The sequence below is a fragment of the Microbulbifer sp. VAAF005 genome, from assembly GCF_030012985.1.
Classification (GTDB): domain Bacteria; phylum Pseudomonadota; class Gammaproteobacteria; order Pseudomonadales; family Cellvibrionaceae; genus Microbulbifer.
Genome location: NZ_CP120233.1, coordinates 3341083 through 3364402 on the forward strand (window position 1 = coordinate 3341083; position 23320 = coordinate 3364402).

Here is a 23320-nt window from a genome sequence, read left to right on the forward strand (position 1 = left end):
GCAAAGTGAAATCAATCTTTCAATAGTGTGTAGGCGAACAATGGCAAGAAATCTGAAAACCGGCTGGGTGGTATTGGCTACTAGTGGATCAGTTGTGCATGGTCTTGATGATGGTCGAACCATAGAAAAGCAGTGGTTGTTAGATATGGCGGAAACCTACAACACAAAAATACACACCGCCAGAATCTGGCCAGACCATCAGCGCTACTGGAACGGCGGCAAAGTATTAGCTTTAAAAACAGAGGAAGCCAAAGAACCAGAACTAAAAGGGGAAATCCAGCTTTACGGGATCATGGCGCCTAATGATTCTTTGATAAGCGCAAACCGTCGCGGCGACTATACACACCCATCTATTGAAGTTGGCGAGGACTACCGAGGTACAGGCAAGTTCTTTTTAAGAGGTCTGGGCGTAACCGATGATCCAGCTAGTGCAGGAGTTTCAGAACTTCACTTTTCGGCCAAGTCTGGTGAGCAGAAAACAGCACTGATATTTCCCGGCCATCAAATCAATGTGGCTGAATCTCTCCAGGAAGAAAAGGGCCTTTTCTCAAAAATCTTCAATAAAGAGATACAGCAGGAAAAATACGAAACTCAGCAACAGGAAAATAACAGCATGGCTTTTGATGACGCTCAGAAAAGTGAACTTAGAGAAATCATCTCAACTGAAATAAAAAATGCTTTTTCAACCCAATCGGCAGGTAGTCAGGGCGACGCTAAACCAAAAGGCGGTGAGGGTGATGAAGGGGGAGCCCCTGAAAGTGATAGCGAAGAAACCGTGCCAATGAAGAAGTTCAAGAAACTGGAAGGTGAGCTTGAAGACCTGAAAACACAATTTGCGGCAGCGCTCAATCAAGAGAAGCCGGGCACGCAGGCCCCTGAAGGTACAGGCGGCGCAGAATCTAAGCGTGTTCTGTAGGTTGTTTTATTTGAGTATTTCGAATTAGTTAAATTTTTTTAAAACGGTAAATCCATGAACTTTGAAACCAAAAAACTCTTTTCAGCAATGCTGCTGGCTATGGCAACTACTTATAGTGTGCCAAGTGTTTCTGAAAAATTTAGCGTTACCCCATCGGTCGCCCAGGAACTGCAAGACGCAATCACCGAAAGTGATGAATTCCTAAAGCGTATCAACGTTATCCCTGTCGATGAGGTGAAGGGGGAAAAAGTATTAGGTTCTGTTACCGGATTGCTACCAAAGCGCACGGATACCGACAATGAAGACCGACAAACAAGTGAAGTTTGGTCTCTCGGTAGTAAAAACTATGAATTATTTAAAACAGAATATGACACCCATATTCGCTATATCACTATGGATTCCTGGGCTAAATTCCCTGATTTCCAACAAAGATATGGAAACTGGGTGCGCAGAGCAATCGGCCTAGCCCGTATCCGTGTTGGTTGGATGGGTACCCAAGCAGCAACAAAAACCGATAGTGCAAGCAACCCGAACGGTGAAGATGTTAATAAAGGTTGGCTGCAACATCTGAGGGAATATGATAGCGGTAGTCACTGGTTTGATGGCTCCAGCGGCACCCAGGTAGCCAATAAAATCCGTATTGGCGCGGGCGGCGATTTTGAAAACCTGGATTCCGCCATTCTTGCCCTAAAGCAAATGATCCACCAGATACATCGTGGCTCCAAGGATTTGGTAGCGATTGTTGGTGATGACCTTATCGCAGAAGAAAAGGCCGCACTCTATAAAGCGATGGGGCAAAAACCCTCAGAGAAAGAGCGCGTAGAAAAAGAGGTTGTCACCAAAATCTATGCGGGCCTACCCATCGTTAACGATGTTCCTAATTTTCCGGCACGGGGTATTTTGATTACCAGCCTGGATAATCTCTCTATTTACTATCAAACCGATAGCTGGCGCCGCCAAGTTACAGATAACCCTAAGCGGGACCGCATTGAGGACTACAACTCAGTCAATGAAGGATATGTGATTGAAGATGAGGAAAAGGCGGCAGGTATCGAGTTCGCGAATGTGCAGTTACCAGACGGCAGTGGTGGTTGGGCTTAGGTAGACGGTGCTTCCCCCGGCACTGCGCCGGGGGCTTTTTTAAATCCATTATAACTAGGTCAATAAAAATGCCGTTTATCACTGTTGCGCATCAAAACAAATGCAAAGCAAAAGCTGCAAAAGAAAAAGCCGAACAGCAAGCATTAGAAAATCACGCGGTTTTATTTGCTGACAACATAGCGCCGCAGAGTGCACCTACCAATGTCGAGGATAGTGCCGCATCTCACGAAGTTATAGAGGTCTCTTTAGATCGTGATCTTGAATTACTCAAAGAGCGCACGAACATTGCCGATAAAGTGGACCTCAAGCGCCAGCTGTTGCCGAAGTACCTACCGTTTGTGAAAAAATACCGCGAAAGCGGAGAGCACTATAAAAACTTGGTTTTGGTGTACTGCACACTGTGGGCAATGGATGTTGAAGATATTGAGCTTGCGCTTGATCTTGCAAAGTTCGCCGTCGAACAACAGCAAAAGCTACCGCACTATTTCAAGTCTGATGACCTGCAAACCTTTGTTGCGGAAAGCCTGCACGATTGGGCATTGAAGCAATACAAAAACAACACGACCGCCAGCCCTTATTTTGATGAAGTGTTAGAGCTGGTGACTAATAACAGCTGGCCAATTATCAACACAATTGTTCTTGGCAAGCTGTACAAGATGGCCGGGCTATTTGCCGAGAAAGCCGGCGACCAGGAATCCGCTTTTAAATGGTATCACTCCGCCGAGGAAGCCAACCCCAGAAAAGCTGGGGTTAAAACCCGCTTAGAAGCGCTGGCAAAAAAATTGAATAAACCATTGTAACGACTCCCACAGCCACGCGGGCCAGTGGGGCGCTTAACGCCCTGCGCGTTTATGCAAACCACTTGGCGCCGCGTTTTTAAAAAAGAATTTTTGTTATGAGCTTTACCGGAAGGTCTGCAAGTTATTTAGAGACCGTTTTACAAAACAGCGGTTTCTTCCCTGATATATCCCTAGGGGATTATCAGAAGATGTACAGCGCACCGGCAAGCCTGATGCAAGAAAAGGTTGAGCACTTATTGCGCCTGGCAATGATTGAAATCAACGAAGGTTTGGAGGATCAGCAAGCGCTTTGGGAAGAGGAAGGCTATTCCACGCTTGCAGAAGTACCGGCTAAGTTGGTCGGGGGTAAGAGCCGGTTATTGGTGCATTACCAGCGCGCGGTTTTTTCTTTGGCAACTGCAATGGCTTTCCGAGAATTTCCAACGGTTGCACGCCGTGAGGTGGGAGAGCACCAGGCAGCTCAAAGCCTAGATACAGAGCAAATGTACCGGGCTGAATCTGATAGAGCTGCGCGCCGCTTGCGCGGTATCTCAACCAATATAACCGCTGAGATTATCTAGTTATGGCTGGGAAAAAGTTACAAGAAATTACCGCGCATTTGCTAGCCGCTAATTTAGTGCCGCAAGAAAAGTTTGAATCTTGGATGGAAGAAGGGCGCATAGAAACAGCTAGCAAGAATTTAGGGAATGGCATTCGAATTAGTCGGACAGAGTACGACGCTGTAATCGTACTTGAAGAATATAGCGGTGACGCGGCCCTGGTCCTCGCATTGGTGACAACCTGGTTAATGGAAAATGATTCCAGCCGCTTTGATGTCGATATGCCAGAGCCGCAAATAGAAGTCACACCGATTGATGACAAGTCGGTAGATGTGGAAATCACAATCCGATTTTTTGAGAACGTGGATTTAGTGCCTGACGATAACGGCCCTATTTCGTACCTAGGGCAACGCTATGCAATTGCGACCGTGCCTATTGATGAGCCAAGCCAAGTAGCGGTTGGCGATAACAAAGAATTACCCACCGACGCCCCATATAGCCGTGCAGATTGATCTAACAGGACATTTAAAAGCTCGGCAGCAACTAGCGCTGCTAAAGCTACCACCAGCGAAACAGCGGCGTATAGGCGGCACGCTGGCCCGTAAAGTTCGCACTTATAGCCGCAAGCGATTGCGCGAACAAAAAGATCTGAATGGTAAAAGCTGGGAGAAGCGGAAGAAGCGCAGACAGGGCAAAGGAAAAAAGATGCTGCGCGGCATGAGTAAGAGAATGCGAACCAGAAGTACCGGCTTAGGTGGTGAAGTATTTTTTGCCGATAAAAACACGGCCCAAATTGCTTACCAGCACCAACACGGTATTGCTGAAGAATGGGACGGGCAAAAGGCAGAAAAGGTTTACGGCCAACCGGACTACAAGGCACCGGCAACGCGACGACAGGCAAGAGCGTTGAAAAAAGAGGGGTACAAAGTGCGGCTTCCTGGAGGCCGCAAGAAAAAGCCAACCCTGCGTTGGATCACTGAAAACCTAACCCTTGGGCAAGCGGGATTGATCTTACAGGTATTGCGCGATGAGCCGAAGGAAAACAGCTGGGTTATTGAATTACCAGAGCGCAGTTTTTTAGGTACTACAGACCGGGAAGTGAGCGAGCTTGCCGACATGATTTTTAAAGAAACCAGCGGACGTATTAACAGCATTTAGGGGGCCACATGGCACAGGGGACAGTAACGGTAAATAACCTGAACTTAGGTCAGGGCGCCTTCGATGAAATCGAACGCAAGGCACTTTTTTTGGGGGTAGGGGACACCAATAAAAATAGTGTTCTTGCATTGAATTCACAGAGTGATCTGGACGAACTACTGGGCGCAAATGATTCACAGCTAAAAACCCAAGTGATGGCCGCACAGGCCAATGGTGGGGAAAACTGGAACGCCTGGGCCGTGCCCCTGGATGTGTCCGACGATTGGAAGACCGCGCTGGATACGGCAATGCAGAGTGTCTCCCCAGAGCTGGTAGCCGTTTGTACCCCGGCATTGGTGGCCAATGACCTAGATGTAGCTTTTGCCAAGGCTGAGAGCATTAGAACCAGCCTGGGGCGCCGTGTAGGTATTCTGGTTGCTACTCCCTGTATCGATGACACTAGCGAGAGCTGGAGCGATTACCTGGCCGCACAGGCCGCCATTGTGGACCCTGTAAACGCCTATCGGGTATCAGCGGTTCCCCTGCTGCACGGAAACAACCTGGGCGAATTGGTAGGCCGCCTGTGCAATCGTGCTGCCAGCGTCGCTGATTCCCCTATGCGGGTGGCCACAGGGCCGCTGTTAGCGCTGGGTTCTGTACCCAACGACAAAGACGGCGTACCGCTAGATAACGCCATGTTGGCGAGTCTGGACGCTCTGAGGCTGTCAGTACCGCAAACCTATGTTGATTATCCGGGTACCTATTGGGGCGACTGCAACATGTTGGACGCCGAAGGGGGAGACTACCAGGTTATTGAAAACCTCCGTGTCGTGGATAAAGCAGCCCGCGCTATTCGGGTGTTGGCGATTGCGCGGATAGGCAATCGACAACTGAACAGTACCCCAATCTCTATTGCCTCCAATAAAACCTACTTTTCCCGCCCACTACGGGAAATGGCCCGCAGTGTGCAATTTGGGGCTGATGTATTCCCCGGCGAGATTAAACAGCCCAAGGACGGCGATATTGAAATTATTTGGCCGACTCGCGACAAAGTGGAAATTTATTTAAAGGTAACGCCTTACAACGCACCGAAATCTATTACCGCCAATATTGCGTTGGACCTAACCAACCTTGGCTGAGTACGGTTTTTTCAATCTTAATTTTTAGCTTTTAAATACCAGGGGATAGTTATGTCAAAAATTTCCGGACGCGACATTGACACCACGATCGGTAGTTACCGCGTCAATATCGAAGAGGCCAGTCTTTCTATCGAAGACGGCACCGGCACCACAAAAACCCGTGGTGTACCCGATGGATTTATTGAGGGTGATGTTTCGGCCAGTGGAGAGATCAAACTGAATACCGGGCAGTTTCAAATCATTGTTGAAGCGGCCAAAGAGGCGGGCAGCTTTCGGGGGCTGCCAACTTTTGATTTGGTGTTTAACGCGGAAACCACTGATGAATCCATCAATGTTGAAGCCTTTGACTGCAAGCTGAGTTTATCGGATGTCCTGAGCGCAAATCAAAGCAATGAACGGCTAATGCATACCATTAAGTACGAAGTAACAGGCCGTGAATTTGTCAATATCAACGGTGTGCCCTATCTGCGCTCTGAAGAAATAGAGCGGCTGAATTAAGGGCCTGTTATGCCAGATCTATTTGACCAGGCGTCACAGCTAGAGCAGCGGGAGCGGGACAGCGTATTAGCTGCACAGCGCGACCGATCCCGACAAAAGATATCCAGTCGGGAAAGCTGTAAAGAGTGTGACGAGCCTATCCCGTTAGCACGGCGGGCCTTTGGTGGCGTAACCAGGTGTATTGAGTGTCAGGAATTTTTTGAAAAAACGGGGCGCTAAAAATGCGAGTACGGTACGGACAATTACAAACGGCAATGATACGGAAAGGATACCGTTTCTTTGATGAAGGAGACTTTAATCTTAACTTGATTGGTATTCGTAGTTCCGACCGTGACGCCAATTCTTTTAACGATCGTTTTGCTGTTGCCTGGCGTTTTCAAGGGATGCCCCATTGCCTTAGCTTTTCCGCGACCACTGATCCCGGCAATTTCTGGCGAGAAAACCCGCTTAATGTAAACGGTACTGCCATTTTAGTCCCTGGACAGTATCCGGGGTTATGGCAACTGGGTTTACACCAGGGTAAATACCGCGCATTGGTACAGCGGAAGTCTGCGCGGGTGTATCGAGACAATAACCAGGATTCAATCATCAATATTGATTCCCCCATCGACGACGGACTATTCGGGATTAATTGTCACCGAGCAAACGCCACTCAAAAAAGCCGCCGTGTGGATCGTTGGAGCGCGGGTTGTCAGGTGTTGGCTGATCCTTTTGATTTTGCACTGCTAATTTCGCTATGTGATGTGGCGGCGGAAAAGTGGGGAACCTCATTTACCTATACGTTACTTGAAGAGAAAGACCTATGAACCTTTTAAAAAAATTGTAAGCGCTGCTACGGGTGGTATTGGAAAGTTGGCTTTCGAGGTGGCAGAAAAATATTTTCCGCCGAACATGAGTGAAGCGGAGCGAGAGAAAGTCCGTATTGATTTCCAAAAGATGGAAGATGCAAGGACTCGTGAAGCTGATAACGCGGCGCTAATGGCTGAGAAAGCCCACACAGAAAGAGTCAGTATCCTTGAGGGGTCTGCAAGTGATCTCAAATCAATACCAGTACTAGGTTCGCTAATTCTCTTCTTGAGAGGCTGTCAGCGTCCCGCGTGGGGATTCGTCACTCTCTACTTAGATTGGCTTTGGTTTAGTAGCTGGACTCTTACAGAAAGGCAGGAAACGGCACTAATCGTTATCAACTCTTTAGTTTTAGGTTTCCTTTTTGGTGAGCGTGCCGTTCGTAATGTGTCGCCAATGATTGCGGAAGTATTCCGGGCACGTGTTGGCGGGGCGGGTAATGGAAAACCTATCTGAACAGGAATCAGCAGTAGCAAGACGGGCAGCAGATGAAGCCCTAGACGGGATGCTACAAAGGCTGGGCATAGATACTGAAAACGTCCTGGAGACACAAAAAGACCAGGCGTACTTGCGTCAGCAACGCCTGGCAGCAGAACAGGTTACCAAGTGGACTAAACGAATCATTCTAGGAATATTTCTGAGTAGTTTATTTGGAATTCTTTGGGCCGGCTTTAAAGCTGCTCTAAATATCAAAAGTTAAACATAAATCAACTTTAGTTAAGGAAATATCATGGCAAACGCTACCAACGAAAACACACAAGAATTTGAAGTCACTATTGATGGTAATGAGGTTCAGTTCAAAGTTACTCGCAGTGATTACAACAAGCTGGTTAACCAGTTAGGGCCAGGTAATAAAGTCAACGCCTTTCATAATTTCCTGGTTTCTACGGTGACTGACGAAGGCAAGCAAACCTTGTTGAAAGTGCTAACGGATATGCCTGGAAGTGAAATTGCCATTGGCACAGATATTTATGAAGCCTATACCCCGGATCTGCAAGTTACCGTAAAAAAGCGTTAGCGCTCGCCGACGCAATGTCGGAAAACGGGTATAGCCAGTTATGCGCTTATGCCCGGAAGTGGTTGCCGGGTGAGCCTCTTACAGAGGACACCTTGGCAACTGCAACGATGTTAGAGCGGGAATACTGGAAGAACTTTGAAGCAGCCGTAACTAACGGTATTGGTAAAGCCTGGAAAAATTGACGCAATGAGCACCAAGCTAGAAAAGCTAATGTTTCGAATAGCTCTGATTGATAGGGCTAGTGGTCCAATCGGAAAGATTGACTCACAGGTGAAACAATTAAAAGCCACTGCTACAACGGGCGGTGCAATGCTTGGTGGTGCAGCTGCGGGCGGCTGGGCTTTACAGCGTTCTCTTTCAGGTTTACTTGATCCCGCTATTGAAATTAACCGTGCATTAGGAGAGGTCAAAAGTCTTGATGTTCACGGTAAGGCACTGAATAAGTTACAGCGAAGCGCTCTAGCAACTTCTATTCAGTACGGCACCAGCGCAGCTGGTTTTATCCGGGCATCCTACGATATTCAGAGCGCTATTTCTGGCCTAAAAGGAGATGAACTAGCGCGGTTTACTAAAGCTAGTGCTGTATTAGCTCAGGGCACAAAGTCTGATGTGGGCACTATCACTAATTATATGGGCACCATGTACGGCATCTTTCAAAAGGATGCTGAAAGGTTGGGCAATGCTAAGTGGGTCGAAATTGTTGCAGGCCAAACAGCCACCGCTGTACAGATGTTCAAAACTACCGGGGCAGAGATGGCCGCCGCCTATTCCACTTTAGGGGCTGAAGCTCAATCTCACGGGATTCAAATGGCCGAGCAAATGGCCATTGTTGGCCAGCTTCAATCCACCATGAGCGGCAGTGAAGCGGGCACCAAGTACAAGGCATTTTTACAAGGGGTCGGAAAAGCACAGGGCGTTCTAGGCCTTCAGTTAACAGATAGCCAGGGCCGCATGTTACCCATGCTGGATATTCTTGGAAAACTTCAGGGCCGTCTAGCGGGTATGGGTTCTGTTGAGCAAGGGCAATTGCTACTAAAAGCCTTTGGCCGTGGTGAAGCGGTGGCATTGATTAAACAATTAATGCTGGATACCGAAGGATTAGCAAACAATATCCAGGCGCTAGGCAACGTCAAAGGGATGGAAAAAGCCCGTCGAATGGCAACGGAAATTGCCGACCCCTTCGACCGCTGGCGCGAGAGTAGCAAAGCAGTGCGGGCGGTTATTGGTCAGTCGCTGTTACCTGTTATCACGCCACTGATTAATAACTTGATTGCCGCCAACGCCACTATGGTTGATTGGTCGTATAAGTTCCCGCACTTAACAAAGGCTATAGGCATTACTGTATTGGTAATCGGTGGCCTAATTGCAACGGTATTAGTTTTTGCTGCGGTTGGTGGGGTTGTTCAGCTAACAATAGCGGGATTAATTGGCCTTCAAACCGCGTGGACAGGTATTACAGCACTTGGAGCAGGCGCATTAGGGTTGTTATCTAAAGGGCTTAAGGCTGTACGCATAGCAACGCTACTCTTTAGTTTGGCTTTATATGCTAATCCCTTGGTTTGGATTGCAGCTGCGGTAATAGGTTTAGTGGCTGGCCTTGCTTTACTGGTGGTTCATTGGGACACCGTCAAAGCGGCCGCACTTGGTTTTATTAGTGGTTTTGTTGAACGCTGGGGGGTTATCCGTAATGCGATTGAAAGCAACCCTATTACCCGAATTCTTGCGGCCCCGTTCCTTGTCGCCATTGATTTGATTGGGTTTTTGTTTAAGCAGATTAAAAAGATACCGGCGTTATTTACCCGACTTAAAAATTGGTTGGGCGATATCGGTGTGTTTGACGCATTGGGTAGCGCTGCTGATTGGGTGATTGAAAAGTTAAACCTAATACCGGGCATTAATATTGAAGCGACGGTAGAGAAAGAGCGCTCAAGTATTCCCAAGGCGTCAACGCCTCAGTATCAGCCCAGTGCTGTTCCGGCCGGAGGTATCTCCCAGCATATCCAGAACAACCAGAAAGGCGGCACACATATCGAAAAAGTCGAGGTAATTAACCCGGCGAGCGGTTACGGCTTTGTAGATGAAATGGAAATGGCGGCGGGCTAATGACGGAACCTAAATACCAGGATTTATTAATTGTTAATAACGATATCGCCCTGGATTCCCTGGGCGTTCCTATGGGGATTAGCGACAGGGCATCCGTTGCACAGGATATCAAACACATGATTAGAGAGAGTGGCCTGCTGGTGGAGCTCGTGGGTGAGCGCCAGAGCGACAAATGGGCGTTAAATCTTTCTCGACTTGAGAACCTGGTGGAAAGTGATTCCCGTATTGAACCAGGTACAGCGCGCCTTTCTCGTGATGAAGGAGAAATTTTAGTCACTGCCACCACGGTAGATTTTAAAGATATCGAGTTTACCTTATGAGCGAACAAGAGCTATTTACCAACCTTTTAAAAGATGGCGGTATCCCAACCACTGAAGAAGAGGTGCGCGCGGAATTTGAAAAAGAGGTAGACGCGGAAGGTGTCGCCTTTACCAATAATCGGGACATTTCACCCTGGTGGCGAATGGTTACGGTGCTAATTACAACGCCGATAGTTTGGTTGATACAAGCATTAATTAAACTCGTAATGCCACAAATGTACGTGAAGACCGCAAGCGGTGAATTTCTCGCATTACATGCTGACGGCGTAAACCTGGAGCCGAAAACAAAGAGTAAGGCCCAAGGCTTTGTGCAATTTTTACGGGCGGATAGTTCGGGCTCCCTGGATGTGCCCATCAACACGGCAATACAAAGTGCCAATATTAATGGCCGTGTCTATACCCTACGAACAACAGCAACGGTGACGTTTAGCGATGGATTGGACACGGTTCTAGCACCAGTGGAAGCTGAAGAGGCGGGCAGTGCCTATAACTTGGCAGCGGGGTATTACTCAGTATTGCCGGTTTTATTGCCGGGTATTGTGGCAGTAGCCAACCTGGAAGACTGGCTTACACATCCTGGAACGGATGACGAAGACCCAGAGGAATTAAGAAAGAGAATTAGAACTCAGTATATGGCGGTGAACCAGTGGCACACAGACGCTGTTTACCGATCATTAATTGCCAGTTTTGATGGTGTTAATGATGACAACGTATTTTTTGACAGTGATGCACCGCGCGGCCCTGGTACCGCTGATGCCTATGTGATGTTTGAGACCGGTCAACCAGATGACAGTTTTATCCATACTATCCAGCAAAAAATCACCGATGAAGGGAACCACGGTCACGGGGATGATTTAAAAATTTATGCCATGCCTGAAACCTTCCACGATATTACGGTGACGGTATACACCATTGATGGCCTAAGTGGTGGTACCAAAGATGAAATCAAAAAGAGTGTTGAGGATTTTATCTGGGCTGCCTTTAGGGGGAATTTAGATTATCAACCAACCCTGGTTAAGCCTTGGAGTCGCTTTTCTTTCTCGCTATTGGGTGGCGAGCTACATAGACAATTCGACTTGCTTCGCGGTGTCGATTTCAGCCTGGATTACATCGTTAGTCAAATGGATTTACCCAGAATTAATAGCCTATCGGTGACAGTGGCATGATTGACTTAAAACTGCCTTTTTGGTTATCCGGTCCCCAGCTCTCTAAGTTACGCAATGCTTGCCAACGCTTTTGGGAGCGTGTGGAGGAGTGGCTTTATTGGCCGGTACGACAACTGGACCCGGAGACCTGTATACCTGATGCCCTGGATTTGCTTGCCTGGCAAAGAGGGGTGGAACGGTTTGAAGGCGAATCCATGCAGTTATATCGCTTGCGGGTTAAATACGCTTTTGTGAATGCACAGGATGCGGGCAGCACAGCCGGTTTAAAGCGTATCTTTGAACGGCTATTAATTGGTTATATCGAGATTGAAGAACGCTTACCGGATCGCGACTGGGATGTGATCAAGTTGCATTTAACCGACTCACAGTTGGCAGAAAACCCAGAACTATTACAAATCATTTTAAGTAAATATGGCCGGATATGTCGCCGCTATGAGTTTGAAGTTTTAACTCCATTGCAAGTGCAATTGCGCACCGCAGATTGTGGCCATGATAACGGCTATCTAGTCGCTTCACTTTAAGGGGGAACTATGCCCGCGATTATCAATACAGGGGCGGCTTATATTGCAGCCCAGACTGGCGCAGATGAACCGGTAGATATCACGCAGTTTATATTGGCTGATATTGATGGCCTTGACCATACACAGTCAGTAAATCTAGCGGAGACCATGCCTGCCGCTAATGAAATAGTGCATTCAGCTGCTGTAACTCAGAAAGGCTATTTAACCAGTGACAAAGTAGTTTATTCGCTTTCTATGGATACGAGCGTTGGCGATTTCTATTTTAACTGGCTTGGCTTGATTGCCAGTGATGGCACCTTAGTAGCGACTGCCTATGTACCGCGCACATTAAAGACTGCAACCGCTAACGGTGTACAAGGAAATAACATTACCCGAAATTTCCTTTTGCAGTTTGCAGACGCGCAGCTGGCAACCGGAATCACTGTATCCGCCGAAACCTGGCAAATAGACCTAAGCGCCTGGCTTAATGCTATGGACGTTAGAGAGCGTGAAAGTAACCGGGATATATACGGGCGCGCTAGTTTCTTTGGCGATGCCTGGAAAGTGGTTCTTGATGGCGGTGATTACAAAGTACAACCAGGTATTGGCTATATAGAAGGGATACGCATTGTAAACCCCTCTGAAATCGTTATTGCAGCACCAAGCGCTTTACCTAAAGAGTTGTGTCTTGATGTTTCACTACAAAAAGACGTTAACCAGGTATCCGCAGTTGTTACTTTTTTTTATGGGTCTCCCGTTGATTATGCGGACGGTGCAGGGGTTCAACATTATGTTGAAAAAATATCATACCTTTTAGCTACGGGTGATCCTGAAGATAGACGCACGGTATACGATGTAGACGATACGGGCTTGATCAACTTTATTCAGACCCGTACTAATCTTTATGTTTCCCAGCAGCAATACGCCTCTGAAACTGAGCACGGTATTGTCAAGCGCGCAACTCAAACGCAGCTTTTAGAGCGAGCAGATAATGAAACGTATATTTCCCCAAAACAATTATGGGCGGCACTGGATCATTTAATACCACTCAATGTCGGCGTTACTTGGCATGGGACAATAGATGATATTCCTGATGGCTGGGCACTATGTGACGGACAGGACGGGCGCCCCAACTTAATTAATCGCGTGATTATTTGTGCGGGTGATGAATATGAGCCGGGGGATATAGGTGGGGCGGATAAACCCGATACCGGTGACGGCGGCAGTCACTCGCACAGTGCATCTACGGGTGATGCCGGTAGCCATAGCCATGGCGGTAAAGCTGATGATGCAGGTAGTCATTCCCATACAGCTACGACAGCTAGCGCAGGTAGTCACAGCCATAGTGCATCTACAGGCAGTGCCGGAAGCCATTCTCATACAATTTCGGTTGCGAACCATACGTTAGCAACGTCGCGGATACCTTCGCACGGTCACAATATTAATAGCGTGCAGCTTTTGAGATATCCGGGTAATGAATCTTCTAGTTTCGGGCCTGACTATGACCCTAGTGACCGCGACGGCCTAACGGTTACAGGATCAAATAACGGCAGCGGCGGCGCGCACAATCACTCAGCCTCAAGTAATTCCACTGGTTCGCATACTCACAGCGTTAGTGTGAATAGTAACGGCTCTCATACTCACTCCGTTACGGTAAAAGACGACGGCAGCCACAGCCATAACCTGTCGATAGATGACAGTGGTGATCATAATCACTCCGTTACCATAAATAATGATGGTAGCCACACACATACTGTCGATGTACGCCAACGCTATTACGCGGCGGCTCATATTATCCGTGTTGCATAAAAGGAGCAGGCATGAAGCTTTCAATTATTAATGGCGATGCCGGAGACGATACGACCACTATTAACGGGGTTGGTTTTCATTTTGACCTGGTGGGCCTCATCGATGATGCAATCTGGGCTGTACAGTGGAGTGATGAAGGTGAAAACCCCGGCGGTGAAATTGAATACCGCAATGGTACCCATAGAAAAATTCGTTCTATAGCACCGTTTAAAAAAATTATTGATCGGTGGAATGAAGAAAAGGCCAAAGTAGATGAAGAAGAATCAAACCGGCAGGAGTTTATGCAAAGCCGACAATTTGCCCTGGACTTAATCGACAACACTGCCGGAAAAACGCGCTTGCGTTCTGTCCCTATCGGCTACGGCATGACAGATGAATATGCACGAGTAAGGGCAGAGGCGAAAAGATTTTTAGAGCCTGAGTTTTCGGGTGATATTCCGGCGGTTATTCAAACACACTCAGAAGTTGAGGCGGTAACCCCGCAAGAGGCCGCAGAGGCGATTTTATCGGCTGCTAATAAATGGGATAGCGCCTTAGACAAAATTCGCGATATTCGCATAAGAGCAAAAGCGAAGATCAAGCAAGCTGAAGAGGGTGCGCATTATGTCGATATTGCGCGCCCATTCTTAGAACAATTAAAGACATTGGAGTTTTAAATCATGGGTAACAAAATCTGGGGCTTTATCCGTTGGCACTTTGAACCGCGCCACTTCACGACGCCGCTAGCGACCACCAACAGCCTTGCCACAATAGAGGTTTTAGAAGGTGGGCGCGGCGCAATTGTACGGGGGCAAACCCATATATTTATTTTTGGTGTTCGTGTGGCTTGCATTCAACGAACTGTGCCTTGGGAAAAATAATGACCTGGCAAAGCGCGGCAATACAGTTTCCACCCAGTGCCCAAAGCCTTAGCGATGCGGTAGACGCTACGCTGGTACAGGGTAGTGGTGAAATTACTTCGGCCCTGGCGCGATTGGGGGATATTTCCCCCAGTTTTGCGGCAAACCCAACCGCCAGCACCGCAACCGGTAGCGCAGCCAATCAAAATGCCCTGGTTGACCTTTTCGGGGCCGATATGCGCGCGCTAGTGGTTCACCCTTATCAACAGGGCGTTGGACAGGGGGAGAGCTACAGCAGGCACCTCAGCGCACCCAATGCACAACAAGCGCTTGCGGCAAAGCTGGGGGACGCCTGGGACAACTACAAGCCAAGCGGCAACCTGGAGGCCGTGTGTGTGCTTTTTGCAGAGCAAACCCTTGCCGCCTTCGCAACCAGGTTAAAAACGGTGTGTGGATTATTCCCTATCTCTGAGCTTTGCGAGGCAGAGCACCGAGCGGAACAGCTGCTAAGGCTGGAGTCTGAAAAATCGGTATTGCCTGGGGCGCCTCTGGGCGGCCACTGGAGGCCGCGCAAGCTTACCCAGTTGCAGACAGCCCGCTGGGCTTCAGAAGCCATAGGCGCGGAGATTGCGAGCGCTTACGGCTATGAAGTGGAGAACACCGACCCGCTGCAAGAACTGCAAACCTTGGCCGCAAAAAAACAACAGTACCTGGATCAAGTGCGGGCTAACACGGTAAGCCTAGCCGCGCAGTTTGTCGGAACTGAAAATACTTATAGCTTATTTGCAACAGGGACAACCCGAGAGATTGCCAACCAGGTATTGGCGTCGAAGCCTTTTGACCATGACCACGTTTTTAGCGCGGCCATGTTATTTGCTGCGGCCCCTGGTGAATTAACTATTCTGCGCGAGCTATTCGGATTATGAGATTAAATGATTTTACTCTGCGCGGTTCACAGTTGGCCGTTAATGGGGTTTTGCGTATTGAGACGGAATCACTAGGCGGGAATACCAGCAGCACTGAGCGTGCGCAGAACGGCATTAAACCAAAGGCGTTGACGGTCTCTTTAGTCATTACTTTTGATAACGCGGACGACCTGTCCAGCTTATTACAGCAGGCAGAATCCGTAGATGAAAATGGAAAGCTGACGGTATTTGATATTGTGGACGATACCGCACGGGCAATGAATATTCGCCAAGTGCAATTTAATGAAGCTTTCAACGTGCGCGAGATGGTAGGTCAAAAAGCTTGGAGAATTAACTTTACTCTCTCCGAGTATTTATCCGTTCCCGAGAAAAAAGAGCAGCGCTTACAAGCTGAGACCGCCCAACAACAGAGCGCCAGCGGTGAGGCTGTGGCCGAAACAGGGATAGACAGCCAAGAAGAAGCCGAAACTTTCACCGGCTTTGAAAAGGTTTTAAAGCTCGCTGATGACGCCTTAGCACCAGACGAAGAGGAAAGCGGCAGTGCAGTTGCATAAGCGTTTAACCGTAAATGGCGAGCTGGTGCCCATCATCAATGATGATGTGCGGCTAGATTTGTTTACACCAGGTAGAGCGGCTTTCACTGTGCGCAGTGCTGCCAATTTAAATGGTCTGGTGCAATTAGATTTAGGTTACAACGTTAATCAGTTGCAGAGATTCTTTATTGGTTATGTTGTGAGTTGCACCAGTGTGAATGGTGATCAAAAAAAACTGATGTGCCGAGAGTTAACAGCCACATTGGCTAAGGTTGTGCCGCTGGCAGAGCGCTATGTCACCTTGGCGGGGGTTCTTGGGGTTGTTTCGTCGTTAACGGGGTTACAGTTTTTGACGGGTAGCGGGAGTTACACCGACAACAAAGCCCCGGCGTTTTACAGTTTGGGGGCTGGGTATTGGGTGATGGATAACCTGGGACAAGTCTTTGATATCCCGCAATACACCTGGCAGCAACAGGGGGACGGTAAAGTCTTTGTCGGTAGCTGGGCGGATAGTTACTGGGCAGGCCGCCCCCTGACATTACCCAGCGGATATACAACGAACTTTGGAGTATCTAACCGGGCAAAAATCGCCTGTATTCCAAGGCTGCGCCCCGGCGTTTTACTCAATGGACACTATGCAACCAAAGTAGAACTCTCTGGGAATTATATGAATTTAACTTGGAGCGCGGACCCTTGGACCAGCAAATAAAAAGAATTATTGCGCGACTCTACCCTGAAATTAATAGCGGGTTACATTTGCCAATACTGGCAAAAGTGGTAGCGATTAGCGACCCCATGCAAAAGCAGGAACTAGCGGAAGAGTACCGCCCACGCTACGGAGTAGACGTACAGGTTTTAAAGCCTGATGGTCAGGCAGATGAACAGTTACCTATTTTTCGTAGTGTACCGTTACCGCTGCAAAATGCAGGTAATGAACGCGGCGTGTTTGGTTTCCCACAACCTGGGACGGTGGTTGAATTGGCTTTTGCCTATGGTCAGCCAGATCAGCCATTTATTAGAACGGTATTATCGCGCGGGGTTGGAGTTCCAGCGCTCGACCGTGAGGATTTAGCATGGCAGCAAAGCGACTCAGTACGGCAGAGAGTGGACGCGCAAGCAGAGTGGAGCCGGGAGACCCATGGGGATATTAATGAAAGTTCACTACGCAGAATTATTAAGGCTGCGGAATTACAAAGCAGCTGTGACAACGAGTACCGACAAGTTAAAGAGCACTCGATAGAGGAAATTGCCGGGGTAAAAATTATTGAAGCCCTTGGGGCTTTACGCTTCTTATCGGGTGGCAGTCTGAACTTATCAGCGCTGGACAATCTAAATGTTACAACCGCTAGTGATATTAATATTTCAGCGGGGCGCGACTTAAAGGAACAAATCGGGAATATTCGGGAATCTATAGCCAAAGCCGAACAAACTATTAAGGTAAAAAGCGGCGGTAAGGTTTGGTTGGGGAGCGAAGCTTTAAACGTGCTGAAAGTGCTAGAGGACTTAATCGGCGTAGTGTCGGCCCTCGCTGGTACGCTGGCGACTCACTCACACCCAAGTAGCGGACAGAAGCCAACACAAGATACCGCAATCACAGCACACCAAACTAACGCAGACAATTTGAAATCGCAGCTAACGCCAATAGTAGCTTAAGCTGATTACTTAAAAGTAGGGGGAAAGCATGAAAGGGAAAAACAACAGGTACGCAATTTTTGCAGGTGGAGTTCATTTGATGAATGGAGGGGCAAACAGCTTTAAGGTTGCAGCACCTACCAAGAAAGAGGCAGTGGAACTGGCCGAGGAAATTGCCCAGTCAGAAAAAGCTATTTTTTATAGTTGGTTGAATATCTTGGATATACAGACTGGGGAAGTTGTTCGTTATTCAATATTGCGGGGCGGGGTATTGGTTGAGCAGCGCTGCTCTTAGTTTCAGTTAAAGTGCCAGTTTGTGCTGGCACTTTAAAATCAAAAGTTTTCATTTTTTCGGGATTACTTTCTTCTCTGATTTGACAAACTTGTTAGACTGCAAGACAGGGTTTTCTAAGTCCTGGCTTGATCTTATGTCCGCCAAATCTTGGCTTTCACTTATTAATCTATTCCAGTCTGTTTTATCCTCCACCTTAAAGGAATTTTTTTCGGTTACTTTTGTGGTGCTCATTTTCTCTTTACCTTTCTAAATTTTTTTAAATCTTCTTCAGTTGGAGTTAGTGCGTCGGGATCTGTTTTGGCGCCCTTTTCTATTTCTTCTTCAGTCATTCTTTTCTGGCGTTCATAATCAGTTAAGTCTTTAAGATCTTTAACTTCTTCTTGGGTGTATTTTTTAATACTCATAATTAAGCCTATTGTCCAAGCATTGAATTATAAATTGCACGTTCTTTCCTGTTTGCTCTTCGTGCAGAGATTAGTCGATAGCTGTTTCCCGAATTTCTTTCAGTATACACAACGAAAAGAATACCAGGTCTAGCCATGCCGATAACTTGAATTCTTTCTTCGCCGTAGTCTTCTCGGGTATCTTCGGTTTCAATACGCTCCTGGTCTTGGAATACTTCGGTTGCTACAGCAAAGTCAATGTTGTGCTTGTCGAGATTTCTTTGACGCTTATTTTCATCCCATTCAAAATCCATTTTCTATCCTTGGGTTAGATTTTCCTTATTAATTGTTGTGCCAATCATAAATCCGTTTTTTTTGATGGCAACTACAGTCACTTATAGAGAGTTTTTCGAAATTTATTTGTTTTGGCTGAAAGTGTTTTCAGCAATTCCATGTAAAAAATTATCATCGATTAGATTTCAAAATCCTTCATAGGCTCCTTTGGCTGAAAAATTTGTGAATCTTCTTCTAACCCCTTAGATTTCTAGGCCCTCAAGCCAAGCCGGTTAAAAAACGTACTACAAAAAACGGCGCCGGTCACTCCTCCCCACGCCTGCCGATTTTTGGCGTTCTTTTAGTTGATGAAATGAGATTGGCGGCCAGAGCCTGAGCTGGTACGGGGTTTGGGTAAGAACTGGATTTCACACTTTGAAGAGTTACGAAGAGAAGTGAAAGGATATTGCACAGCCGGATGGCTTGCGGGGTAGCAAAGTGTCAACGTGATTTTGCGTTGACACAATGTTGACACTTTGGGGGATTTTGCCGCCAAAACTTTAAGGGCGGTAGAATTAAAAAACCCGCGAAAGCTAGTGCTGACGCGGGTTTAAAGATGGTGCCCGGAGGCGGAATCGAACCACCGACACGGGGATTTTCAATCCCCTGCTCTACCGACTGAGCTATCCGGGCTTTGCGATTTTGCTGGGCTTCCCCTGCGTCGCGAGGCGCGTATTAAAGCCCTTCCCCGAGTCAGAGTCAACCCCTTGATTATAAAAAGTTTTTTTCTTTGCCGGGGAAGCTTCGGGGCCTTGTGTTACTGCTGTTCCGGCGGAACGTAACCGTCGGCTGCGTCGTATTCCTCGCCACTCAAGAACTTCATCATCTGCTCGCTCAAGTAGGCGCGGCTTGAGGGTTCCATCATGTTCAGGTGCTTTTCGTTAATCAGCATGGTCTGGTGGGACATCCACTCCAACCAGGCCTTCTTTGAAACGTTCTCGAAGATATCCATGCCTTTGGGGCCTGGGAAGGGCGGTGCATCCAGACCTTCCAATTCCTCTTGGTACTTGCGGCAGAATACGGTTCTGGACATGGACTCCTCCTGGTTTTAGTCGGCAGTGGTCGGCGTGAGCAGGGGAGCCTGCAGCGCCAGTAGTTGTTTTGCCAGCTTGACGATAGGGGCGGGTAGCCCCAGTTCCTGGGCCGCACGAGGGCGGTTTAAACGCCGCAGTTTATACCAGCCAGCGCCGCTCTCCGCCACCTGTGCTGGGACTTTGCTCAGTTGTACCCACACCGGGGAAATATCCAGGTGAAAGTGAGTGAAGGTGTGTCGCAGGGTCGGCAGGCTTTGGACGTCACTGGCACGCCAGCGCTTTGCCTTGAGCCAGTCGCTGCTATTGTCGGCTTCAGGCGGGCTCCAGAGTCCGCCCCAGATGCCGCTGGGCGGGCGCTGTTCCAGGTAGATTTCACCTTTGTGTTCAAGCAAGAGCAGGGTGGCGCTGCGCACCGGCTTTTCCTTGCGCGGTTTCTTGCCGGGGTAATCCTGTGGGTTGCCCTGGGCGTGAGCCACACAGGATTTTTTCACCGGGCACTCCTCGCAGCGTGGTTTCGAGCGGGTGCACAGGGTGGCACCCAGGTCCATCATCACCTGGGTGTAGTCGTTAACGCGTTGGTTTGGGGTGTAGGTCTCGGCCAGTTCCCACAGTTGATTGGCAACCGCTGTCTGTCCGGGCCAGCCTTCCACTGCGTGAAAGCGGGCCAGCACCCGTTTGACGTTGCCATCTAAGATCGGCGCCCTGAGTCCCATACTGATACTGGCAATAGCGCCAGCGGTGGAGCGGCCTATGCCGCTCAATTCGGTCAGTTCCTCTACGTCCTGGGGAAACTCCCCGCCGTATTCCTCCAGTACTGTCTGGGCGCACTTGTGCAGGTTGCGGGCGCGGGCGTAGTAGCCGAGGCCGCTCCAGTGAGCCAGGACTTTGTCCTGAGGCGCGCGGGCGAGGCTTTCCAGGGTGGGGAAGCTCTGCATAAAGCGCTCAAAGTAGGGAATCACCGTGGTGACCTGGGTCTGTTGCAGCATGATTTCGGACAACCAAACCCGATAGGGGTTGATGTCTTGCTGCCAGGGCAGGTCTTTGCGCCCGTGTTTGTCGAACCATTTCAGGACGGCATTTTGGAACTGCTTTGGGGTCATGGGGATACTGCGGGCTGGAATCTGTGGTTGAACGCTGGAGTTGTGCACCGGGTGGGCCCCAGTGCACTTCAGAGGGGCCTTAGCGGCCGAAGAGATTTTTCAATTTTTCTTTCAGTTCGTCGACCTTTTCTTCAACTTTATCGCCATATTTCTTTTCGGCTTTGTGCTTCAGTTCTTCCCGCAGCAAGTCGTCGAGGCGGCGGCTGTCGGGTTTACAGGTGCTGATGTTCACATCGTCGAAGTCGCCCTTGCAGCGCAGCGGCAGCGGGCGATTGCGCCAGCGCTTGTTGCGCACGGTACAGCCGTCGGCGGAGGTGCTCTCGCCCACCAGGGCCAAGCCGAGCTTGAAGTCGAAGTCCTGTTTCTTCAGGTCCACCTCTCCGTCACCGGTCAGGGCGATATTTTCGATACCGGCGAGAATTTCGCTCACATCTACCTGGTCGCCTTTTACCGCGATGGTGGCGCGAAGGTCCTGTAGTCCGGTACTGTTGGGCCAGTCCCGGGTGGGCATTTCGGTATTTTCTGTGTAGCTGAACAGCTGGCACATGTTTTTCTCCAGGTTGAATGGAGAAATCGACATTTCCTTACTGGAAACCTCAATGGAGGCACGCAGGTTTTTCTCTAGGGCTGTGGATGTTTTGCCTTTGGTGCTGGCGCTCCAGTTAACGCTGGCTTCTCCGGCCAGCTGGACATCTTCACTGGGGAAGAGGGCGGCCTGGATCTTGCCAATATCGACATTGGTGAGACCGCCGCGCATTTGCGCCTCGGCGGACTGGGCGCGAGCGTTGAGCTGGCCATTCGTGTTCAGCTGGCCACCATAGATATCGGCGCTCAATTTTTGCAGGCGGTAGAGGCCATTATCCACGGTGAGTTGGATTTCCGGGCTGTCCATTTGCAGGTCAGCGGCTTGCAGTTGGTCCAGTGCCAGGCTGATATTGGCGTTGAAGCCGCGCAGGTCGCTCAGTGGCAGGGGTTCTGCCGCAGGCGGCTTGGCAGCTACTGTTCTCTTTGGTTTTTCTGCGGTTTCAGTTTGATCGCTCTGTGCCGCCTGCTCTCCCTGCTTTTTGCCTTCAGCGGCGGGAGCCTGAGCACTCTGTGCTTCCACTCCCTCGGTTTGTTCCGCCGAAGCGGCTCCAGCCTCATCTTCGTTCGAAGGGGGCAAGTAGTTATCCAGGTTAAAGGCGCCGCCGCGCAGGTTCAGGTCCAGCCCGGGCATTTCTGCGTTGCGCAACTGGGCGTTGCCACTAAAGGTGACGTCGTCCAGTTTCAATTGCAGCGGTGTCAGGTCGAGTTTTTGCTCGGTACCTTCCACACTCGCTTCGATACTCAGCTTTTGCAGTGCCGCTTTATCGCGGGTATCGATTTCGGTGCCCGTCAGTTCAAACCAGGGGCGCAGAGGGTCGGCATTAGCGTTGACGTTAAGCTGTATACGCCAGGGTTGGGTGTTGCTGTCCCTGCGCAGGTAGCCGCGCATATGCAGGCTGGCCTTGGCGCTGTTCTCAGAGGTGAGGTCTACTTGTAGCGGTTGCAGGCGCAGCCCATTGAGGCCCTCATCCAGAGCGAGGGTGCTGTCAATTTTTAGCTTTAGCGGGTGTTTGAGGTCGCTGCCGGTAAGGTCTGCTGCGGCAGTGAGTTTGCCCGGCTCGCCGCCTGGCACCAGGTTGATAACGCTCACCTGCAGGTCTTGGACTTTGTACTCTTTGTTGGTTTGGGCATCGCTATAGAGTACCAAGCCCTTCTCGATACGCAGCTTTTGCAGGCTCAGGTCGACCTGTTGTTGTGAAGGCTCTTCCTGTTCCTTGGGGATGGAGAGTTTGGGAGGTTGCTTGCTCTGCGCTTCCAGGGCCTCGCTGATCAGCTCCCAGTTGCCGCGCCCTTCTTTGTCGACAGTGAGCTCAATTTGCGGAGCTACCAGGACTATCTCCTCAGCCTCTACTTTGCGTTGCAGTAGTGGCTTGAGGGCCACGCCGATGGCAATTTTTTCTGCTTTCACCAGAGTTTGTTTTGGCAGCTTTAATGGTGCCAGCTGTACATCTTCAAGTTGCAGGCCGAGCTTGGGCCACAGTTGCCAGCCGATATCACCTTCCAGTTGCAGGGAGATGCCCTGCTTGGCAGCGAGTTTTTCTAACTGGGGTTTGTATTGGTTGATGTCGAGTCCTGCTAACAGCCAGGCGACGGCGCCAGCGAGTAGCAGGAAAACGATTAAAAGTGCGATAAAAGTGCGCTTTATCCAGGCCATGGAGAGCATTGTCCCTGTGTATTTGTCGTGTGGTGTCACGCATATGACGCCGCAGCGCGGCTCGATGTTCCCGCGCACTTCTACAAATAGGTTATGCCGGAATTGTAGGAGATG

32 protein-coding genes and 1 tRNA gene are annotated in these 23320 nt (G+C 49.2%); 26 read left to right on the forward strand and 7 right to left on the reverse strand.

Annotated features, from left to right (window positions below; genetic code table 11):
* The first annotated feature begins 40 nt into the window (after positions 1–40).
* The 26 genes from P0078_RS14940 (at position 41) to P0078_RS15065 (ending at position 18117) form a co-directional block, all read left to right on the forward strand.
* The gene (locus tag P0078_RS14940; protein ID WP_282930730.1) at positions 41–916 is read left to right on the forward strand and encodes a GPO family capsid scaffolding protein; all 876 of its coding nucleotides are present in this window, start codon (positions 41–43) and stop codon (positions 914–916) included.
* A 54-nt stretch (positions 917–970) separates the two neighbouring features.
* On the forward strand, positions 971–2017 hold the full coding sequence (locus P0078_RS14945; RefSeq protein WP_282930731.1) for a phage major capsid protein, P2 family: 1047 nt from the start codon (positions 971–973) through the stop codon (positions 2015–2017).
* Positions 2018–2085: 68 nt separating this feature from the next.
* Entirely contained in the window at positions 2086–2817 is a 732-nt protein-coding gene (gpM, locus tag P0078_RS14950; protein WP_282930732.1) for a phage terminase small subunit, read from the forward strand.
* Between the two features lie 95 nt (positions 2818–2912).
* The gene (locus tag P0078_RS14955; RefSeq protein ID WP_282930733.1) at positions 2913–3377 is read left to right on the forward strand and encodes a head completion/stabilization protein; all 465 of its coding nucleotides are present in this window, start codon (positions 2913–2915) and stop codon (positions 3375–3377) included.
* A 2-nt stretch (positions 3378–3379) separates the two neighbouring features.
* Positions 3380–3868: a phage tail protein gene (locus tag P0078_RS14960; protein WP_282930734.1), complete on the forward strand. Its 489-nt coding sequence runs from the start codon at positions 3380–3382 to the stop codon at positions 3866–3868.
* Complete coding sequence (locus tag P0078_RS14965; RefSeq protein WP_282930735.1) at positions 3858–4514, forward strand: phage virion morphogenesis protein; 657 nt, start codon at positions 3858–3860, stop codon at positions 4512–4514. The genes P0078_RS14960 and P0078_RS14965 overlap by 11 nt, the downstream gene beginning before the upstream one ends.
* 8 nt (positions 4515–4522) lie before the next feature.
* Positions 4523–5632 (forward strand): DUF2586 domain-containing protein, encoded by a 1110-nt coding sequence (locus tag P0078_RS14970; RefSeq protein ID WP_282930736.1) that lies wholly within the window; start codon positions 4523–4525, stop codon positions 5630–5632.
* 51 nt (positions 5633–5683) lie between these two features.
* Positions 5684–6130 (forward strand): phage protein, encoded by a 447-nt coding sequence (locus P0078_RS14975; protein WP_282930737.1) that lies wholly within the window; start codon positions 5684–5686, stop codon positions 6128–6130.
* Between the two features lie 9 nt (positions 6131–6139).
* Complete coding sequence (locus tag P0078_RS14980; RefSeq protein WP_282930738.1) at positions 6140–6349, forward strand: TraR/DksA C4-type zinc finger protein; 210 nt, start codon at positions 6140–6142, stop codon at positions 6347–6349.
* 2 nt (positions 6350–6351) lie between these two features.
* Positions 6352–6936, forward strand: a complete 585-nt coding sequence (locus P0078_RS14985) for a hypothetical protein (protein WP_282930739.1) — start codon at positions 6352–6354, stop codon at positions 6934–6936.
* Positions 6917–7432 carry a hypothetical protein gene (locus P0078_RS14990; protein WP_282930740.1) on the forward strand — a complete coding sequence of 172 codons (516 nt, stop codon included), beginning with the start codon at positions 6917–6919 and terminating at the stop codon, positions 7430–7432. The genes P0078_RS14985 and P0078_RS14990 overlap by 20 nt, the downstream gene beginning before the upstream one ends.
* Positions 7416–7676, forward strand: coding sequence for a hypothetical protein (locus P0078_RS14995; RefSeq protein ID WP_282930741.1), 261 nt, complete (start codon positions 7416–7418; stop codon positions 7674–7676). Before P0078_RS14990 ends, P0078_RS14995 begins: the two co-directional genes overlap by 17 nt.
* A 30-nt stretch (positions 7677–7706) precedes the next feature.
* Entirely contained in the window at positions 7707–7994 is a 288-nt protein-coding gene (locus P0078_RS15000) for a putative phage tail assembly chaperone (RefSeq protein WP_282930742.1), read from the forward strand.
* A 14-nt stretch (positions 7995–8008) separates the two neighbouring features.
* The gene (locus tag P0078_RS15005; protein ID WP_282930743.1) at positions 8009–8176 is read left to right on the forward strand and encodes a DUF6890 family protein; all 168 of its coding nucleotides are present in this window, start codon (positions 8009–8011) and stop codon (positions 8174–8176) included.
* Positions 8177–8180: 4 nt separating this feature from the next.
* Entirely contained in the window at positions 8181–10097 is a 1917-nt protein-coding gene (locus P0078_RS15010; RefSeq protein ID WP_282930744.1) for a phage tail tape measure protein, read from the forward strand.
* Entirely contained in the window at positions 10097–10417 is a 321-nt protein-coding gene (locus tag P0078_RS15015; RefSeq protein WP_282930745.1) for a DUF2590 family protein, read from the forward strand. The genes P0078_RS15010 and P0078_RS15015 overlap by 1 nt, the downstream gene beginning before the upstream one ends.
* A complete protein-coding gene (locus tag P0078_RS15020) occupies positions 10414–11583 on the forward strand; it encodes a baseplate J/gp47 family protein (protein ID WP_282930746.1) in 1170 nt (389 codons plus the stop codon). Before P0078_RS15015 ends, P0078_RS15020 begins: the two co-directional genes overlap by 4 nt.
* The gene (locus P0078_RS15025) at positions 11580–12104 is read left to right on the forward strand and encodes a phage tail protein (RefSeq protein ID WP_282930747.1); all 525 of its coding nucleotides are present in this window, start codon (positions 11580–11582) and stop codon (positions 12102–12104) included. Before P0078_RS15020 ends, P0078_RS15025 begins: the two co-directional genes overlap by 4 nt.
* Before the next feature lie 9 nt (positions 12105–12113).
* Entirely contained in the window at positions 12114–13892 is a 1779-nt protein-coding gene (locus tag P0078_RS15030; RefSeq protein WP_282930748.1) for a phage tail-collar fiber domain-containing protein, read from the forward strand.
* 11 nt (positions 13893–13903) lie between these two features.
* Positions 13904–14548: a hypothetical protein gene (locus P0078_RS15035; RefSeq protein WP_282930749.1), complete on the forward strand. Its 645-nt coding sequence runs from the start codon at positions 13904–13906 to the stop codon at positions 14546–14548.
* A gap of 3 nt (positions 14549–14551) precedes the next feature.
* Complete coding sequence (locus tag P0078_RS15040; RefSeq protein WP_282930750.1) at positions 14552–14752, forward strand: hypothetical protein; 201 nt, start codon at positions 14552–14554, stop codon at positions 14750–14752.
* A complete protein-coding gene (locus P0078_RS15045) occupies positions 14752–15657 on the forward strand; it encodes a hypothetical protein (protein WP_282930751.1) in 906 nt (301 codons plus the stop codon). Before P0078_RS15040 ends, P0078_RS15045 begins: the two co-directional genes overlap by 1 nt.
* Positions 15654–16211, forward strand: a complete 558-nt coding sequence (locus tag P0078_RS15050) for a baseplate complex protein (protein ID WP_282930752.1) — start codon at positions 15654–15656, stop codon at positions 16209–16211. The genes P0078_RS15045 and P0078_RS15050 overlap by 4 nt, the downstream gene beginning before the upstream one ends.
* Positions 16198–16899: a hypothetical protein gene (locus P0078_RS15055; protein WP_282930753.1), complete on the forward strand. Its 702-nt coding sequence runs from the start codon at positions 16198–16200 to the stop codon at positions 16897–16899. Before P0078_RS15050 ends, P0078_RS15055 begins: the two co-directional genes overlap by 14 nt.
* On the forward strand, positions 16884–17843 hold the full coding sequence (locus P0078_RS15060) for a hypothetical protein (protein ID WP_282930754.1): 960 nt from the start codon (positions 16884–16886) through the stop codon (positions 17841–17843). Before P0078_RS15055 ends, P0078_RS15060 begins: the two co-directional genes overlap by 16 nt.
* 28 nt (positions 17844–17871) lie before the next feature.
* Entirely contained in the window at positions 17872–18117 is a 246-nt protein-coding gene (locus P0078_RS15065; protein WP_282930755.1) for a hypothetical protein, read from the forward strand.
* Between the two features lie 48 nt (positions 18118–18165).
* Here the strand turns inward: P0078_RS15065 and P0078_RS15070 are convergent, their stop codons facing one another.
* The 7 genes from P0078_RS15070 to P0078_RS15100 form a co-directional block, all read right to left on the reverse strand.
* Positions 18166–18348 carry a hypothetical protein gene (locus P0078_RS15070; RefSeq protein ID WP_282930756.1) on the reverse strand — a complete coding sequence of 61 codons (183 nt, stop codon included), beginning with the start codon at positions 18346–18348 and terminating at the stop codon, positions 18166–18168.
* On the reverse strand, positions 18345–18521 hold the full coding sequence (locus tag P0078_RS15075; protein ID WP_282930757.1) for a hypothetical protein: 177 nt from the start codon (positions 18519–18521) through the stop codon (positions 18345–18347). Before P0078_RS15075 ends, P0078_RS15070 begins: the two co-directional genes overlap by 4 nt.
* Positions 18522–18529: 8 nt before the next feature.
* Entirely contained in the window at positions 18530–18814 is a 285-nt protein-coding gene (locus P0078_RS15080) for a BrnT family toxin (RefSeq protein WP_282930758.1), read from the reverse strand.
* 576 nt (positions 18815–19390) lie between these two features.
* A tRNA-Phe gene (locus P0078_RS15085) sits at positions 19391–19466 on the reverse strand.
* Between the two features lie 124 nt (positions 19467–19590).
* Entirely contained in the window at positions 19591–19866 is a 276-nt protein-coding gene (locus tag P0078_RS15090) for an oxidative damage protection protein (RefSeq protein WP_282930759.1), read from the reverse strand.
* A gap of 15 nt (positions 19867–19881) precedes the next feature.
* Positions 19882–20967, reverse strand: coding sequence for an A/G-specific adenine glycosylase (gene mutY, locus P0078_RS15095; protein WP_282934623.1), 1086 nt, complete (start codon positions 20965–20967; stop codon positions 19882–19884).
* Positions 20968–21046: 79 nt separating this feature from the next.
* Entirely contained in the window at positions 21047–23206 is a 2160-nt protein-coding gene (locus P0078_RS15100) for an AsmA family protein (RefSeq protein WP_282930760.1), read from the reverse strand.
* Positions 23207–23320: the final 114 nt, after the last annotated feature.

Coding starts and splice junctions, on each gene's coding strand:
- P0078_RS14940 (WP_282930730.1), top strand. CDS start 41: ATGGCAAGAAATCTGAAAACCGGCTGGGTGGTATTGGCTACTAGTGGA.
- P0078_RS14945 (WP_282930731.1), top strand. CDS start 971: ATGAACTTTGAAACCAAAAAACTCTTTTCAGCAATGCTGCTGGCTATG.
- gpM (WP_282930732.1), top strand. CDS start 2,086: ATGCCGTTTATCACTGTTGCGCATCAAAACAAATGCAAAGCAAAAGCT.
- P0078_RS14955 (WP_282930733.1), top strand. CDS start 2,913: ATGAGCTTTACCGGAAGGTCTGCAAGTTATTTAGAGACCGTTTTACAA.
- P0078_RS14960 (WP_282930734.1), top strand. CDS start 3,380: ATGGCTGGGAAAAAGTTACAAGAAATTACCGCGCATTTGCTAGCCGCT.
- P0078_RS14970 (WP_282930736.1), top strand. CDS start 4,523: ATGGCACAGGGGACAGTAACGGTAAATAACCTGAACTTAGGTCAGGGC.
- P0078_RS14975 (WP_282930737.1), top strand. CDS start 5,684: ATGTCAAAAATTTCCGGACGCGACATTGACACCACGATCGGTAGTTAC.
- P0078_RS14980 (WP_282930738.1), top strand. CDS start 6,140: ATGCCAGATCTATTTGACCAGGCGTCACAGCTAGAGCAGCGGGAGCGG.
- P0078_RS14985 (WP_282930739.1), top strand. CDS start 6,352: ATGCGAGTACGGTACGGACAATTACAAACGGCAATGATACGGAAAGGA.
- P0078_RS14995 (WP_282930741.1), top strand. CDS start 7,416: ATGGAAAACCTATCTGAACAGGAATCAGCAGTAGCAAGACGGGCAGCA.
- P0078_RS15000 (WP_282930742.1), top strand. CDS start 7,707: ATGGCAAACGCTACCAACGAAAACACACAAGAATTTGAAGTCACTATT.
- P0078_RS15005 (WP_282930743.1), top strand. CDS start 8,009: ATGTCGGAAAACGGGTATAGCCAGTTATGCGCTTATGCCCGGAAGTGG.
- P0078_RS15010 (WP_282930744.1), top strand. CDS start 8,181: ATGAGCACCAAGCTAGAAAAGCTAATGTTTCGAATAGCTCTGATTGAT.
- P0078_RS15015 (WP_282930745.1), top strand. CDS start 10,097: ATGACGGAACCTAAATACCAGGATTTATTAATTGTTAATAACGATATC.
- P0078_RS15020 (WP_282930746.1), top strand. CDS start 10,414: ATGAGCGAACAAGAGCTATTTACCAACCTTTTAAAAGATGGCGGTATC.
- P0078_RS15025 (WP_282930747.1), top strand. CDS start 11,580: ATGATTGACTTAAAACTGCCTTTTTGGTTATCCGGTCCCCAGCTCTCT.
- P0078_RS15030 (WP_282930748.1), top strand. CDS start 12,114: ATGCCCGCGATTATCAATACAGGGGCGGCTTATATTGCAGCCCAGACT.
- P0078_RS15035 (WP_282930749.1), top strand. CDS start 13,904: ATGAAGCTTTCAATTATTAATGGCGATGCCGGAGACGATACGACCACT.
- P0078_RS15040 (WP_282930750.1), top strand. CDS start 14,552: ATGGGTAACAAAATCTGGGGCTTTATCCGTTGGCACTTTGAACCGCGC.
- P0078_RS15045 (WP_282930751.1), top strand. CDS start 14,752: ATGACCTGGCAAAGCGCGGCAATACAGTTTCCACCCAGTGCCCAAAGC.
- P0078_RS15050 (WP_282930752.1), top strand. CDS start 15,654: ATGAGATTAAATGATTTTACTCTGCGCGGTTCACAGTTGGCCGTTAAT.
- P0078_RS15065 (WP_282930755.1), top strand. CDS start 17,872: ATGAAAGGGAAAAACAACAGGTACGCAATTTTTGCAGGTGGAGTTCAT.
- P0078_RS15070 (WP_282930756.1), bottom strand. CDS start 18,348: ATGAGCACCACAAAAGTAACCGAAAAAAATTCCTTTAAGGTGGAGGAT.
- P0078_RS15075 (WP_282930757.1), bottom strand. CDS start 18,521: ATGAGTATTAAAAAATACACCCAAGAAGAAGTTAAAGATCTTAAAGAC.
- P0078_RS15080 (WP_282930758.1), bottom strand. CDS start 18,814: ATGGATTTTGAATGGGATGAAAATAAGCGTCAAAGAAATCTCGACAAG.
- P0078_RS15090 (WP_282930759.1), bottom strand. CDS start 19,866: ATGTCCAGAACCGTATTCTGCCGCAAGTACCAAGAGGAATTGGAAGGT.
- mutY (WP_282934623.1), bottom strand. CDS start 20,967: ATGACCCCAAAGCAGTTCCAAAATGCCGTCCTGAAATGGTTCGACAAA.
- P0078_RS15100 (WP_282930760.1), bottom strand. CDS start 23,206: ATGGCCTGGATAAAGCGCACTTTTATCGCACTTTTAATCGTTTTCCTG.